Here is a 13,807-nt window from a genome sequence, read left to right on the forward strand (position 1 = left end):
AAAAGAGGCCACATCTTCCGCTCATCCTGCAAACGCCGGCCAGGTGGTTGAGGGATCCCCTTCAGTAGGCATCCTGCAACTCATAAAAGTCGGGCGTAATGTAGTCTTTGCGCAGTGGCCACCCAATCCAGTCTTCTGGCATCAGGATCCGCTTTAGGTTGGGGTGACCCTCAAAAATAATACCGTACATGTCGTAAGTCTCACGCTCCTGCCAGTCAGCCGACTTCCAGATCCAGTACACCGAAGGCACCCGCGGGTTGTCGCGGGGCAGCTTGACCTGGAGGCGCACCTCTGGCGGGCGATCAGCTCCGTCGGTCAGCTTAACTAAGTGGTAAAGGCTAACCAACGGCTGGCCCGCCCCTAGATCATAGCCGCACTGGCAGGCAAGATAGTTAAAGCCATAGGCGTAGAGAGCGGTACACACCGGCAGGAGAAAGTCCCGCTCCACTTCCAAAAGCTCTACTCCAGCAGCATCTCTACCCAGATACTGGTGGTCGAAGCCGTTTTCGGCCAGAAACTGGGAAACTGGGCCCCGCTCTCCTCTCACCAAAGACTCTGCTGCTTCAGGGCCAGAAGACGGAGTTGCCGGTGTCTGTGGGTCGGTCATCTCACACCCCTCCTTGCAAAGCTTTGAGCTGTTGCTCTACCCGCTTGAAGTCAGCCGTCTGCAAGGCCGGCGGCACCGGCAGGCCGATGGCGGCAGCTAGCTCTGGCGGCGGGGCTTGGCGGGATTCGCTCTCTAGGTACTTGCCAGTAATGATCTCGGGCACAGGTTTGAGGTTGTGCTTGACGGTGTAGTAGCGGTGGGTTTGCTGTAGACGGCCCCGCTCCCGCATATCTTCGGCAGCAATCTTCTTGCGCAGCTTCACAATGGCGTCCATGATTGCCTCGGGGCGAGGTGGGCAGCCAGGAATGTACACATCCACGGGGATAAGCTTATCCACCCCTCGCACAGCGGTGTAGGAATCCGAGCTAAACATGCCGCCGCTGATGGTGCAGGCTCCCATGGCAATTACGTACTTGGGCTCGGGCATCTGCTGGTAGAGCTTCACCAGCGCCGGCGCCATCTTCATGGTTACTGTTCCAGCGGTAATGAGCAAATCAGCGGTGCGCGGCGACGTCCGAGGCAATAGGCCAAAGCGGTCGAAATCAAAGCGGGATCCCAGCATTGCCGCAAACTCAATAAAGCAGCAGGCAGTGCCATAGAGCAGCGGCCAGAGGCTGGACATCTTGGCCCAGTTGTACAGGTCGTTGACGGTTGTGAGAATAACGTTGTTGGAAAGATCGGTAGTAACTTGCGGAGGAGAGGTCGGAAACAGGACTTCAGGCTCTCTAGAGGTCATGACCATTCCAGCGCTCCTTTTCTCCAAGCGTATACAAGAGCCACCACAAGGATGGCAATGAAAATTAAGGCCTCTACAAATGCCAGCAGCCCCAAGCGGTGAAAGGCTACTGCCCAAGGATAGAGGAATACAGTTTCCACATCGAAAATGACGAAGGCCAGCGCAAACATGTAGTAGCGGATGTTGAACTGAATCCAGGCCTGCCCAAACGGCTCCATCCCTGACTCATAGGTGCTGCTCCGCAGGTATCCCCGCCGCTTGGGAGACAGGCGTGCCGAGGCTCCTAGAGCCAAAGCTGGCAGCAGCGCGCAGACAATTAGGAAAGCCAGCAGGTACTCGTAGCCGGATAAGACAAACACGACGCCAGACTGCCTCAGCTGCTCAACATTTAGATACGTTTTCAGTATAGAGCCACTCAGCGGTCTCCTGGTGCCGGCGGATCTTCAGTTTTGTTGATGGTCTGGATTGCGCGACCAGCGTTTCTCTAGCCAGCTCCACACGCCGCTTAGTAGAGCACTGGCTACCAGAAGCCCCAGCAGCGGCTGGAACAGGGGCAGCCACAGCCGCAGCCAAAGCTTGTAGCCCAGGAGGATCCCAAAGAAGGCTGCTATTACTGAGAAGACAAACCAGACAAAACCGGCAAACATCAAAAGGGCCAGGGCAATGAGAAAAGAGTCCAACCAGCGCTTCCAGCTAGAGACCTTCATGGAGAGATGCAGCTAAAACAGGCCAAGTCTTTCAAATCCTAGCTCTACTGCCCAGATCCCTGCTTGCTAGGACCCATTGCGGTCATGAAGGCCCTACTAGCTTCCCCTCAGGCTTTGCCGCCGATGGCGCTAGGCCGTCTCTCATTTTTCTTGGCAAGCGGCTAGGATCAAGCTACACCGTGTCCCTCCAACAACTCCCTGCAATGCCTCCTCCCTGGCAACGCACAACGGTTTTTCTCAACCTCTTGGGGGGGCTTCTCCTCATCGGCAGTGGTATTGCGGTTGGGATGGTGCTTCCCCTCGAGGCTCAACTTCAGCCCCCGGCTGAGATCAGCCCCTTTTCTCCCCCAATCCTGCCCACCCTGCCCCCACTTCAGGCCAGTTCCCCCCTGGCAAGCCCAACACCTCCTGCAGAGCCAGGGGAAAATCGCGGGAGCTCCGCGGACCTGGAAGCAGAGCTACGGGAAGTTCGTCAGCAGGTGATCCAGCTTTTGGTTCGAATTGAAGAGTTGGAGGCACAACTGCAGCAGCTGTCTTCCCTAAGAGCTGCTCCTGTGCTGCAGCAGGAGTCTTCTACTGCTGCTGAGGTTACCCCCGGGGAAGCAGAGGTCCCCCTTCCTACCACTTTTCAGGTGGGAACCCGCACCATTAGCTTGCCAGGGGATCTGCTCTTTGATTTTGACAAGGCTGAGATTCGGCCGGAGGCGGCTTCTCTGCTGGCGGAAGTGGCCAAATTGCTCCAGGAAATGCCCGGTGCCCGCGTCCAAGTCAACGGCCACACCGACAACATTGGCTCCTTGAACTACAACCTCGATCTTTCCCTGCGCCGCGCCAACGCTGTCAAGGACTATTTGATGAACCTACTGCCGAAAGACCACCCCGTTCGTTGGACAACCTCTGGCTTTGGCCCCACCTTGCCTGTGGCCGACAACAACACGGAGGTTGGGCGCCAGCGGAACCGCCGCGTAGAGCTGGTGATTGCCCCCTAGCAGCAGATCCCTCAAAAGGGGTGGAAGACACCCCCACGAAGGTAGGGTAGGAGGGTCTTGGTTAATCGGGTACAATCCCAGGGTAAGACATCCCCTGCCCACTGGTGGAGGGACTACAAAATCTTCTTCTGCGTCAGTATAGGTGCGTGTCACAATTGCGCTGGGCCATCCCTGCTGAGGGAGAGGCAGGCAATTTCCAGATTTGGAGTGGGGTGCAATTTGAGTGGGGCGGAGATTCAGTCGGAGGAAAAACGGGTCTTTGCGCTGAAGGTTGACACGACTTTGGAGGCCCTAGGTGAAGTTTTGACCTGGTTTGAGTCCTTCCGCAACGCTGGTATTCCAGATCCCATCTGGTTAGAGTGCCAGTTGGCCTTGGCAGAAGGATTTACCAATGCGGTTCGCCATGCCCATCGCGCACTGCCCCCCAGTACGCCCATCGAGATTGAGTTGGTTCTGCTGCCCCAGGGACTAGAGCTGCGCATCTGGGATCAAGGGCAGGAGTTCGACTTGGAGGGCTTTGCCCAAAACCTGGCAGCCAACAGGCCCCCCAACGCCGAATCTGAGGGAGGACGGGGCATTTTGCTGATGAAAGCTCTCTCCACCCACTTGAGCTACACTCGCCAGGCGGATGGCCGCAATTGCCTGCTGATTAGCAGGCGCTTCGACGATCCCGGCTGCACTTCCCAGCAGGCCGTCTAAGCCAATAGGCCAGCGCTCAACTGGCGAATGGCCGAGCTGGCCACGTCGCTGTAGCGCAGCTCGCCAGCCAGGATTTGACCCATGCGCCGGGTGGCTCCCGGTCGCTTGACGCCAACTTGGTAGCCTAGGCTAGGAAAGCGGTAGAACAGCGCCGCAATCCGCTTGGCCCAGCGCATCTCAGTGCCCCACTCCTGGTGCACGCGGGCGGAGTAGTTGGCCAGGGCTTGGGGATCCCCTGCCAAGGCTTGGTCGATGGCCTGTGCCGCCAGCATACCGGTGAGGAGGGAGGGGCGGATCCCTTCGGCAGTAAACGGATCCACAACGCAGGCGGCATCTCCCACTAGGAGCGCATTTTGGCTGTGCAGGGGTTGATCCCCGTCCCAAAGGCAGATGGGATGGCCAAAGTGCTTGACCGATTTTAGGTCAATGCCAAAGTTGCAGGCATACTGACTGGCTATTTCCCGCAGGTTTTGTTTCTGGCCACCCCGAAAGGTGCCGGCCCCGATTGAGTAGCCGTCCGCCTTGGGGAAGTTCCAGATGTAACCATTGCTTACGCTGCCGAAGTCAAAGTGAGCAGCGGCAGTTGGTGGCTCTGGGACAGCCACTTCCGCCTCCAGGGCGGCAGCCAGGCGGCACTGGCGACTGCGGAAACCCAGCCACTTTGCCATCAAGCCCTTGGCCCCATCCGCCCCAATCACATAGCGGCCCCAGACCGGCCCGGCAGGCGTCATCACCTGCCAGCGGTCACTCTGCCACTCAAGGCCAGCAGCGGCACATCCCGCCCAGAGGGTGGCCCCTTGCTTCTGCGCCTGCTGGATCAGGTAGGAGTCGAAAACCTCCCGCCGCACCATCCACACCGGCTCTTTTAGATCCAGCTCGACAACCACCGGATCCCCCCCCCGCCAGGTGTAGCGAATTTGGCGAATCTTCAGCGAAATGGCGGGGCTAAAGTCAAAGTCAAACCAGGCTGCCACAGCAGGAGAGACACCGCCGCCACAGGGTTTGTAGCGGGGCAGGGGATCCTTTTCCAGGACCAGCACCGAGCGCCCCCGCTTGGCTAGGTGATAGGCGGCAGCTCCACCGGCAGGGCCAGCACCGACAATGACGCAGTCATACACATAGGACATGGCTCGACCTCCCTCCTGGGAAACGCCGCAGCGGGGAAAGGGGTGTTGCACTGGGATCCCTAGGTGGCTTTAGGCAGTGGGCGGATTTTCTGCCGGGTTGTTACAGCGATACACCTTAGCCCCCACACTGCGCAACTTTTCGTCAATGGCTTCGTAGCCGCGGTCAATGTAGTGGAGCCCGTAGATGGTGGAGCAGCCCTCAGCTGCCAGGCCAGCCAACACCAAGGCCGCCCCTGCCCGCAAATCCGTAGCCACCACCGGTGCTCCTGACAGCGACGGCACGCCCCGGACAATGGCCACCCGGTTCTTCAGCCGAATGTCCGCGCCCATGCGGTTGAGCTCAGGGATGTGGTGCATCCGGTTTTCAAACACTGTCTCCTCGATGGTGCAACTGCCCTCGCTCAAGGCAGCCAAAGCCATGATTGGTGCCTGCACATCGGTGGGAAAACCTGGGTAGGGCAGGGTCTGGATATCGGTTGCCTGGCAAATCCAGCCTGAGGGGAGTTGAGCCGGGGCAATGCGCAGCCGGTTGGAGCCCTCTTCCTCCACCCGCAACCCCATCTCCCGCAGCTTGGCAATCACCGCTCGCAGGTGATCCGGAATCACCGGCCCAACCGTGAGCTCAGAGCGAGTAATGGCTCCGGCAATGAGGTAGGTACTGGCCTCGATGCGGTCAGGAATGACGGTGTACTCTGTGCCATGCAGACGCGGCACCCCCACCACCACAACTGTATTGGTGCCTACACCACGGATGCGAGCTCCCATCGCCTGACAAAAACGGGCCAAGTCTGCTACCTCTGGCTCTTGAGCGGCATTTTCAATCACCGTTTCTCCTTCGGCCAGCGTAGCAGCCATCATCAGGGTTTCGGTAGCACCAACGCTGGGATAGTCGAGGTAGATGCGGGTTCCCACCAGCTTGCGGGCATAGGCGTGGACTACACCGTGCTCAATCTGAACCGTTGCTCCCAACGCCTGCAAACCCCGCACGTGCAGATCCACCGGCCGAGAGCCAATGGCGCAACCGCCCGGCAGGGGCACCCTGGCCACTCCCAGCCGCGCCACCAACGGCCCAATGATAAGGAAACTGGCCCGTAGCTGGCTGACCAATTCATAGGGAGCCTGGCAAGTCTTCAGGGAGCTGGCGTCGAGGTCAAGGATATTGCCGACATGGGACACCTTGACCCCTAGAGCAGTCAGGATCTGCCCCATACGTTCGATGTCTAGCAGGCGTGGCACGTTGTGAATTCGACAAGCAGCAGGGGCCAAAAGGGATCCGGCCATGAGAGCTAAAGCCGAGTTTTTCGATCCCCCAATGGGAATGTGGCCGCTCAGGGGCTGCTTGCCGACAATTTTGAGAACCGGCCCCCTCATCTCTGACGAGGTTGCCACACCCGTTGAGGCCGGCCACAGATTAGGCTCCAAGAACCCCGCTTGGCTAGGACAAGGGGATGCTTCGTTATCTCTCAATCTTCCTCCTCACCCAGAAAAGATAGGCAAGCCCTTCTCAGAGAATACTCTGGGGATCGCAGCAGCGGCTAAACTCGCAGACCCAAACCGGCAGTGAGGAAGGAAGAGAAGTTCCCATAGCCCTTATCCTAGGAGTGGCATTATTAGCTAGGCCACTTCCCCAAATGCGGGCTCTCAGCGCGGGCGGCTGGGTTTAAGCCAACGGGGGAAAGCGGTAGCATGGGTAGTGGTGAGAATCTCTTGCAAGAAAAACAGGAAGGAGATCCCTGATGACTGCAACTCACGTTTCTGCCGAAGAACTGTTTCGGGCTGCCTATGAAAATCGCTACACCTGGGATCCCGAGTTTCCAGGCTATAGCGCGGAGGTTACCTACTGGGATGGGAAGCGCACTTTTGTGGGGCAGGTGCGGGTGGGGGCAGACTTGAAAGCCACGGTGACGGGTGTGGAAGATGAAGAGGCCCGGAAAGCCATCCAAGAGCAAATGTGGGAGATTGCTGTCCACCGGGTGCGCCGCAGCTTTGCTGAAGCCCACGGTCAAAACACGTTTCGCTACGGCCAAATCCTGCCGGATGGCTCAGTGGAGATCCTGGTGGGAGGTAAAGCTGAAGGGGATCGCTACCACGTGCGCGACAACCAAATTACCATGGTACACCGGCATATTCACGGCGTGGTGGTTACCATTCACACCTTCAGCAGCCATGACACCGGCGAAGGCTACCTCTCCCACCGCTATGACTCTGTCTACCACGACGCTAAGACCGGTGAGCAAAAGGGTGGGCGCAGCCAATTTGAAGATCTCTACACCAAAGTAGGCAAGTACTACCTCCTCTCGGAGCGGCGCATTCAAACAGAGACGGAAGCTGGCGTTGTCGAGAAGCGCTTTAGCTTCAGTAACTTTGCGTTGCTGGATGCCGGCGCCTGACTGGCCAAGCGACCACAAACTTTTTAATTTTTTTGTGGCAGCGACAACCTCCTTAGAAGAAGGAGGATTCTGGGCTATGCTTTGAGTGTTCCCCCCCGCCCTTTGCCATGGACAGGACGACGGTGAAACCCCATCCAGATTCCGAAGCCCCCAGTGAGGCTCCCAAGCTAATTCTCCGCCCGGCCCAGCTGGGGGATCTGGAGGCGGTGGAAGAGATTTTGGCGCAAGCCTTTGAGGAAGAGTACGGCAGCCGCTCGGTGGACATTCGTCGCCAACTGCGGCGGCTGCGCCAGTGGTACGGGCTCCTGAGAACCCTCAGCCTGTTTCCTAACCGCTTCCAGCACATGTTTACCGTGCATGTGGCGGAGCTGGAGGGCAAAATCCAGGGAGTCATTCAAGTGTCTCCTTTTAACCATTCCCGCAGCACCTGGCGAGTGGATCACATTGCGGTGGCGCCTTCCGCCCAGCGTCAGGGAATCGGGTCTAAGCTGCTCAGACATTGCATGGAGCACTTTCGCGAGGCCCGTACCTGGATCTTGGAGGTGAATACCCACAACAAGGGGGCGATAGCCCTCTACCGGCACAATGGCTTCCAGCCCCTGGCCCAGATTACCTACTGGTCAATTCCGCCTAAGATCCTGGCCGCCCTCAGCCAGCACGAGCCCAACCTGCCCAACCTAGTGCCAGTAACCAACCGGGATGCCTACGCCATCTACCAACTGGATACGGGATCTATGCCGGCCACAGTGCGCCAGGTGTACGACCGCGACGTGAGCGATTTTCGCACCAGCCCGCTGGATTGGCTCTTGGAGCAGGCCAAGTGCATCATTAGCCAAACAGAACGGGTGGAGATGTGTGTCTATGAGCCCGAGCGGAGAACTGCCATTGGCTATTTCAACCTCAAGCTGGATCGGACGGGGCAGCAGCCGCATGTGGCCAAGCTCACGGTTCACCCTGCCTACACCTGGCTCTACCCCGAGCTCATGGCCAAGATGGCCCAACTCACCCAAGCCTATCCATCCCAGGCCTTGGCCTTGGCCTCCACCGATTACCAGCCGGAACGAGAGGAGTTCTTGCTCAAGCTGGGAGCCCAGGACGTGGAGCGAACCCTGTTGATGTCGCGCTCGGTGTGGCACAAGGTGCGGGAAGTCCGTTCCCCCTGGTATAGCGAGTATCTCAGCATAGTGCTCCAGAAATTGCCGGTGAAACAGCCGGTGCCAGAACGCTTTGAGGAGCTAGCGGGAGGCTGGCTGGAGCCTCCCTTTCCTTCTCTCCACCCAACTGCGCCGGATCCCAACGCCGGGCCGGGGTGCTCCAGGGATCCGCAATCGGAAGCGCCTCCCCCTCCCAGCTAAAGTTGCAGCTGGCACCTATGAAGCTCTATGAAGATAACCCAGCTGGGGATCCCTCTTGGCGGATGTTGCTCCAGGCGGCCCTGCACCGCAACCGCAGCGATCCCGGTGTACGCTATTTGCAACTGGCTACAGTGGATCCCCAGGGGCATCCGCGTAACCGCACAGTCGTCTTCCGGGGATTTTTGCGGGATACCGACCGCATCCAGTTGGCGGTGGACAGCCGCAGCGAGAAGATCCCTCAGATTGCCCACTGTCCCCTGGCCCAGATCTGCTGGTATTTCGCCAAAACGCGCGAGCAATTCCGCATTGCCGGGACTCTGGAGGCCATCACCGCCAGCCATCCAGATCCTGAGGCGCAGCAGTACCGACAACAGTTGTGGCAACAAATCTCAGAAAAAGGACGGCTGCTTTGGTTCTGGCCGGAACCCAAAGGCCCTCTTGCCCCCCCAGAAGCATTCATTGAAGAGCTGCCCCCCGAAAAGGCCTCTTTGCCGCCGCCAACATTTGTCCTACTGCTGTTGGATCCAACGGAGGTGGATCACCTGCAGCTCAAGGGAGATGCAATCTACCCTCAACGGCGAACCCTCTATGAGCGCAGCCCGCAGGGATGGCAACGCCGAGCAGTCAATCCCTAAAGATCCCAGCCGGCTTCAACCTGGGCAGGGGAGCCGTTTTTCCCTTGCTTCCCGAGAGAATATTGATGAAGAATAGATGTGCTGGCGCAGATGAACACTCTCCCACCCTCCAGAGCGACGCCATCCGACGGCAGCTGGAGCTCCCCGCCTGGGGGGTAAGTGTCCCTCAGCTTCTTTCTCCAGCCGATACCTAGGCTTCCTAGTTGCAGTACTTCTGATGTCTATCTCCGCCCTCTCATTGGCTAAGCGCATTGCCCAAGCTGTTGCTCCTCTTTTGACCGGCGAGCCCTTGTTGGCCAGAGCTTTGCAGGACAAGGTGCGCCAGGGATCCCTGGGGTTAGCAGCTACTTTGGTTTGGAGTCTGGTTGCGACTAGGGGGCTGGCAGCCCACCTGATGGCCACATCCCCACCCCCTTCCTCTAGGGAGGGAGGAGCCTCTTCTGTCCTAACCTCGCCAGCGGTTTCCCCTACCTCTGCCCGCACAGGGCCCTTTCGGGTTGGCAACCGCACCCCTCATCCAATTCGCCTCGTGATTTTGTTGCGCAGCAGTAGTCGGCTGACCAACCCCGAAACAGCTCACTGGGATTTTGCCCCTGGCGAAGGGGGCAGCCAGGGTTTGCTGCTGAGCTTGGGGGAGGAGCCGCTGCAGATTGGCCCTGGCGATATTGTGGTGGCTTTTACCCTGGATGGGACCCGCCGCTACTGGGGTCCCAATGTGGTGGGAGAGTCACTGGCACCCTTTTGGGATGAGGAAAGCGGCTCCTGGTCGATGATCTTGCAGCCCTAGAGAGGGGGAAGCGCTTCCCCTCCAGCCCACTGCCAGCAGAGCCAGCCCAGCCCCACCAACAGCGCCGTTAACCCATAGAAGCACCCCACCACCTGCACCTCCGACCAGCCGCTCAACTCCAGGTGGTGGTGCAAGGGGGACATGCGCAGCAGCCGTTTGCCTTGGCCGGTTTTGCGTTTGGTGTACTGGAAGTAGCCCACCTGCAGGATGACTGACAGGGCTTCCACCACCAAGATCCCGCCCATCCAGGCTAGGGCCCAGAGCTGATCCCCCAGCAGGGCCAGCCCCGCCAGAGCGCCTCCCAAGCCCAGGGATCCAGTATCCCCCATAAACAGGCGGGCCCGGTGGTGGTTGTGCACCAGAAAACCCAGGCAGGCACCGCTGAGGGCAAAGGCCAGGAGAGCCAACACCGGATCAGGAGCGGTTAGCCCCAGCCCTGCCAGGAGGAGGGCCACCACCCCTGCCGCCAGGCCGTCCATGCCGTCGGCGAGGTTGACGGCGTTGTTGGTTCCCACCAACACAAACAGAGCCAAGGGCCAGAACAGCCAGCCCAGGGAGAGGGGGCCTATTCCCGGCAGGGTGAGAACCGTAGGGATCCCTTGCCAAGCTAGATAGCCGCAAAAAGCCAGGCCAATCCCAACTTGGAGCAACAGCTTCGCTTTGGGGGACAACCCCTTGTTGGAGCGCTGCCGGATAACCAGCCAATCATCCAGCCAGCCAACCAAGGTGTAGGCCAGAGTCAGCAGCGCCACCGCCAGCCACTGGGGATCCCAGCCGCTCCCGATGCCAGCTACCAGCAGCCCTACGGGCAAAAAGCTAAGGCCCCCCATGGTTGGTGTGCCTGCTTTTTTGTAGTGGGACTGGGGCCCCTCCTCCCGGATGACCTGTCCTGCCTTCCAGCGCCGCAAGGCTGGGAGAAGCAGGGATCCCAGCCCAGCCGATCCCACCGCACTTAGCCCAAAGGGAAGGAGCACCTGGGGCCGGCTTCCGATGACCACGGCCGAGAGAGTCAGGCCCAGAACCCAGGAGAGGGCCATTCCTCCCCAGGCCGCCTCTTCCAGGTGGGGAAGGGTATCCGCATCCATTCTTTCTGAACCCCTCACACCCTCAACCTCCAGCCCAACTCCTCAAAAAACTCCGGCAGGAGAGCCTAAGAAAACTCTACCCTGCCGGAGGGCCAGAGGCGAAGGATCCCCTAGTAGGGCCACTTCCAGTTGCGCACCTCCGGCAGATCCTCGCCGTACTTGCAGATGTACTGCTTGTGCTCCACCAGCTTGTCGCGAATGAGCTGCTGGAGGTGATCCCGCCGGTATTTGAAGCGCTCCACCCGCTCCAACACATCGTTGGCCAGGTTGAAGCGATCCACCTGGTTGAGGACGCACATATCAAAGGGAGTGGTGGTGGTGCCTTCCTCCTTGTAGCCGCGCACATGCAGGTTGTGGTGGTTGGGACGGCGGTAGGTGAGGCGGTGAATTAGCCAAGGATAGCCGTGGAAGGCAAACACGATGGGCTTGTCGGGGGTGAAGATACTAACAAACTCCTTGTCGCTGATGCCGTGGGGGTGTTCGCTGGGCGGCTGCAACTTCATCAGGTTCACCACGTTCACCACTCGGATCTTGATGTCCGGCAGGTGCTGCCGCAAGAAGTCCACCGCCGCCAGGGTTTCCATCGTCGGCACATCGCCACAGCAGGCCATGACCACATCCGGCTCCGAGCCCTGATCGTTGCTGGCCCACTCCCAGATCCCCAGGCCCTGGGTGCAGTGCTTGATGGCGGCATCCATGTCCAGGTACTGCAGGGCCGGCTGTTTCCCCGCCACAATGACATTGACGTAGTGGCGGCTGCGCAGGCAGTGGTCGGCCACCGAGAGCAGGGTGTTGGCATCAGGGGGCAGGTAGACGCGGATAACATCGGCCTTTTTGTTGACCACGTGATCCAGAAAGCCGGGATCCTGGTGGCTAAAGCCGTTGTGATCCTGCCGCCACACGTGGGAGGTGAGCAGGTAGTTGAGGGAGGGGATGGGCCGCCGCCAAGGGATGTGGCGAGAGGTTTTCAACCACTTGGCATGTTGGTTAAACATCGAGTCCACCAGGTGGATGAAGGCCTCGTAGCAGGAAAAGAAGCCGTGGCGGCCTGTCAACAGGTAGCCCTCCAGCCAGCCCTGACAGACGTGCTCGCTTAGGATCTCCATGACCCGTCCATTGGGGGAGAGGTGCTCGTCGTAGTCGTAGATAGGCGCCACCCAAGTGCGGTCACTGGCCTCAAACACAGCGTCCAGGCGGTTGGAGGCAGTTTCGTCGGGGCCAAAGAGGCGGAAATTGTGGGGGTTAAGCTTCATCACATCTCGCAAAAACTGCCCCAGCACCTTGGTGGCCTCCGCTTCCGTAGTGCCAGGGCGCGGGACGTCCACTGCATACTGGCGGAAATCTGGCATCCTTAGCTCCCGCGTCAGCAAGCCGCCGTTGGCATAGGGAGTGGCGCCCATGCGCTTTTCCCCCTTGGGGGCCAGCTCCTGCAGCTCGGGGAGCAAGCGGCCGTTTTCGTCAAAGAGCTCTTCCGGCCTGTAGCTGCGCAGCCACTCTTCCAGGAGCTTGAGGTGCTCCGGGTTCTTGGCCAGATCCGCCAGCGGTACCTGGTGGGAGCGCCAGAAATCCTCTACTTTTTTGCCGTCCACCTCTTTGGGGCCTGTCCAACCTTTGGGGGTGCGCAGGATGATCATCGGCCACTGCGGACGGGTAGGATCCCCTTTGCTGCGGGCGTGGTGCTGGATTTCCTGGATCTCGTGGATGACGGTGTCCAAAGTGGCGGCCATCAACTGGTGCATCTGGGCTGGCTCAGAGCCCTCGACAAAGTAGGGTTTGTAGCCGTAGCCCACAAACAGGCTTTGCAGCTCTTCACGGCTAAGGCGGCCCAGAATGGTGGGGTTGGCAATCTTGTAGCCGTTGAGGTGGAGAATGGGCAGCACCGCCCCATCGTGGATGGGGTTGAGAAACTTGTTGGAGTGCCAGGAAGCAGCTAGGGGGCCAGTTTCTGCTTCTCCATCCCCCACTACGCAGGCCACCAGCAAGTCGGGATTGTCGAAGGCTGCCCCAAAGGCATGGGCCAGGGCATAGCCCAGCTCCCCTCCCTCGTGAATGGAGCCAGGGGTTTCCGGAGCTGCATGGCTGGGTACGCCGCCGGGGAAGGAGAACTGCTTGAAGAGCTTGCGCAGGCCTTCAGCGTCCTGGGTGATGTTGGGGTAGAGCTCGCTATAGGTGCCTTCCAAGTAGGTGTTGGCCACCAGGGCAGGGCCGCCGTGGCCGGGGCCAGTGATGTAGAGGATGTTGAGGTTTTCCCGCTTGATGATGCGGTTGAGGTGGACGTAGATAAAGTTCAGCCCTGGCGTAGTCCCCCAGTGCCCCAAGAGGCGCGGCTTTATGTGTTCTGGCTTCAAGGGCTCCCGCAGCAGCGGATTGTCCATCAAGTAGATCTGCCCCACTGACAAGTAGTTGGCAGCCCGCCAGTAGGCGTCGATTTTGCGCAGTTCGTCGTCAGTGAGCGGTTTTGTCGAGAGCTGTTCTGCCAAAACCATAGGTGCACCCCGTAGGTATCTCTACTCCCATGGTGAGCCAGGTTGGGGCGTAGGCTTGGGGATCTTGGGATTCCTTTGGATTTGGGAGATGGGGTGAGGGTTGACAAGGGCGGGCCTAGGTAGAGCTGCAGCATTTTGCCCATGACCATTAGATACTCTCCCTGAGGGGCACCCCTCACCCCCAACCCCTCTCCCTGAGGGAGA

The 13,807-nt window shown here is 59.5% G+C and carries 14 protein-coding genes; 6 read left to right on the forward strand and 8 right to left on the reverse strand.

The annotated features are described in order from the left end of the window. Window positions 1-61: 61 nt before the first annotated feature. The 4 genes from NW822_RS02715 to NW822_RS02730 all read right to left on the reverse strand — a co-directional run bounded on the left by NW822_RS02715 (window position 62) and on the right by NW822_RS02730 (window position 2,050). Window positions 62-607, reverse strand: a complete 546-nt coding sequence (locus NW822_RS02715; RefSeq protein WP_414362588.1) for an NAD(P)H-quinone oxidoreductase subunit J — start codon at window positions 605-607, stop codon at window positions 62-64. A gap of 1 nt (window position 608) precedes the next feature. Then, complete coding sequence (locus tag NW822_RS02720) at window positions 609-1,349, reverse strand: NADH dehydrogenase subunit K (protein ID WP_414362589.1); 741 nt, start codon at window positions 1,347-1,349, stop codon at window positions 609-611. Further along, a complete protein-coding gene (gene ndhC / locus NW822_RS02725) occupies window positions 1,340-1,702 on the reverse strand; it encodes a photosynthetic/respiratory NAD(P)H-quinone oxidoreductase subunit C (RefSeq protein WP_414362590.1) in 363 nt (120 codons plus the stop codon). Before ndhC ends, NW822_RS02720 begins: the two co-directional genes overlap by 10 nt. A gap of 84 nt (window positions 1,703-1,786) precedes the next feature. Further along, complete coding sequence (locus tag NW822_RS02730; protein ID WP_414362591.1) at window positions 1,787-2,050, reverse strand: hypothetical protein; 264 nt, start codon at window positions 2,048-2,050, stop codon at window positions 1,787-1,789. Between the two features lie 203 nt (window positions 2,051-2,253). Between NW822_RS02730 and NW822_RS02735 the strand changes: the two genes are divergently transcribed. Both NW822_RS02735 and NW822_RS02740 read left to right on the forward strand, forming a co-directional pair. Continuing rightward, on the forward strand, window positions 2,254-3,039 hold the full coding sequence (locus NW822_RS02735) for an OmpA family protein (protein WP_414403442.1): 786 nt from the start codon (window positions 2,254-2,256) through the stop codon (window positions 3,037-3,039). Between the two features lie 207 nt (window positions 3,040-3,246). Further along, window positions 3,247-3,738, forward strand: a complete 492-nt coding sequence (locus tag NW822_RS02740) for an ATP-binding protein (protein ID WP_414403443.1) — start codon at window positions 3,247-3,249, stop codon at window positions 3,736-3,738. Here the strand turns inward: NW822_RS02740 and NW822_RS02745 are convergent. Both NW822_RS02745 and murA read right to left on the reverse strand, forming a co-directional pair. Continuing rightward, window positions 3,735-4,865: a geranylgeranyl reductase family protein gene (locus NW822_RS02745; protein WP_414403444.1), complete on the reverse strand. Its 1,131-nt coding sequence runs from the start codon at window positions 4,863-4,865 to the stop codon at window positions 3,735-3,737. The two genes, NW822_RS02740 and NW822_RS02745, sit on opposite strands and share 4 nt — an antisense overlap. Before the next feature lie 69 nt (window positions 4,866-4,934). Next, window positions 4,935-6,236 carry a UDP-N-acetylglucosamine 1-carboxyvinyltransferase gene (murA, locus tag NW822_RS02750; protein WP_414403445.1) on the reverse strand — a complete coding sequence of 434 codons (1,302 nt, stop codon included), beginning with the start codon at window positions 6,234-6,236 and terminating at the stop codon, window positions 4,935-4,937. Window positions 6,237-6,601: 365 nt separating this feature from the next. Here murA and NW822_RS02755 point away from each other — a divergent pair, with 365 nt between their 5' ends. From NW822_RS02755 to NW822_RS02770, 4 genes are all read left to right on the forward strand, one after another. Then, entirely contained in the window at window positions 6,602-7,255 is a 654-nt protein-coding gene (locus NW822_RS02755; protein ID WP_414403446.1) for a DUF3386 domain-containing protein, read from the forward strand. A 122-nt stretch (window positions 7,256-7,377) separates the two neighbouring features. After that, window positions 7,378-8,610, forward strand: a complete 1,233-nt coding sequence (locus NW822_RS02760; protein ID WP_414403447.1) for an N-acetyltransferase family protein — start codon at window positions 7,378-7,380, stop codon at window positions 8,608-8,610. A gap of 17 nt (window positions 8,611-8,627) precedes the next feature. Beyond that, window positions 8,628-9,245: an Npun_F5749 family FMN-dependent PPOX-type flavoprotein gene (locus NW822_RS02765; RefSeq protein ID WP_414403448.1), complete on the forward strand. Its 618-nt coding sequence runs from the start codon at window positions 8,628-8,630 to the stop codon at window positions 9,243-9,245. Between the two features lie 217 nt (window positions 9,246-9,462). After that, the gene (locus NW822_RS02770; protein WP_414403449.1) at window positions 9,463-10,032 is read left to right on the forward strand and encodes a hypothetical protein; all 570 of its coding nucleotides are present in this window, start codon (window positions 9,463-9,465) and stop codon (window positions 10,030-10,032) included. Here the strand turns inward: NW822_RS02770 and mraY are convergent. Both mraY and NW822_RS02780 read right to left on the reverse strand, forming a co-directional pair. Next, window positions 10,029-11,069 (reverse strand): phospho-N-acetylmuramoyl-pentapeptide-transferase, encoded by a 1,041-nt coding sequence (gene mraY / locus NW822_RS02775; RefSeq protein WP_414403556.1) that lies wholly within the window; start codon window positions 11,067-11,069, stop codon window positions 10,029-10,031. The two genes, NW822_RS02770 and mraY, sit on opposite strands and share 4 nt — an antisense overlap. Window positions 11,070-11,227: 158 nt before the next feature. Continuing rightward, on the reverse strand, window positions 11,228-13,603 hold the full coding sequence (locus NW822_RS02780) for a phosphoketolase (RefSeq protein ID WP_414362600.1): 2,376 nt from the start codon (window positions 13,601-13,603) through the stop codon (window positions 11,228-11,230). Between the last annotated feature and the right edge of the window lie 204 nt (window positions 13,604-13,807).

This window comes from Synechococcus sp. H70.2, from assembly GCF_047462275.1.
In the GTDB taxonomy this organism is placed as follows: Bacteria; Cyanobacteriota; Cyanobacteriia; order Thermostichales; family Thermostichaceae; genus Thermostichus.

Bases quoted from the DNA above. Each gene is read 5' to 3' on its own strand.
- NW822_RS02715 (WP_414362588.1), bottom strand. From the start codon at position 607: ATGACCGACCCACAGACACCGGCAACTCCGTCTTCTGGCCCTGAAGCA.
- NW822_RS02720 (WP_414362589.1), bottom strand. From the start codon at position 1,349: ATGGTCATGACCTCTAGAGAGCCTGAAGTCCTGTTTCCGACCTCTCCT.
- NW822_RS02730 (WP_414362591.1), bottom strand. From the start codon at position 2,050: ATGAAGGTCTCTAGCTGGAAGCGCTGGTTGGACTCTTTTCTCATTGCC.
- NW822_RS02735 (WP_414403442.1), top strand. From the start codon at position 2,254: ATGCCTCCTCCCTGGCAACGCACAACGGTTTTTCTCAACCTCTTGGGG.
- NW822_RS02745 (WP_414403444.1), bottom strand. From the start codon at position 4,865: ATGTCCTATGTGTATGACTGCGTCATTGTCGGTGCTGGCCCTGCCGGT.
- murA (WP_414403445.1), bottom strand. From the start codon at position 6,236: ATGAGGGGGCCGGTTCTCAAAATTGTCGGCAAGCAGCCCCTGAGCGGC.
- NW822_RS02755 (WP_414403446.1), top strand. From the start codon at position 6,602: ATGACTGCAACTCACGTTTCTGCCGAAGAACTGTTTCGGGCTGCCTAT.
- NW822_RS02765 (WP_414403448.1), top strand. From the start codon at position 8,628: ATGAAGCTCTATGAAGATAACCCAGCTGGGGATCCCTCTTGGCGGATG.
- NW822_RS02770 (WP_414403449.1), top strand. From the start codon at position 9,463: ATGTCTATCTCCGCCCTCTCATTGGCTAAGCGCATTGCCCAAGCTGTT.
- mraY (WP_414403556.1), bottom strand. From the start codon at position 11,069: ATGGCCCTCTCCTGGGTTCTGGGCCTGACTCTCTCGGCCGTGGTCATC.
- NW822_RS02780 (WP_414362600.1), bottom strand. From the start codon at position 13,603: ATGGTTTTGGCAGAACAGCTCTCGACAAAACCGCTCACTGACGACGAA.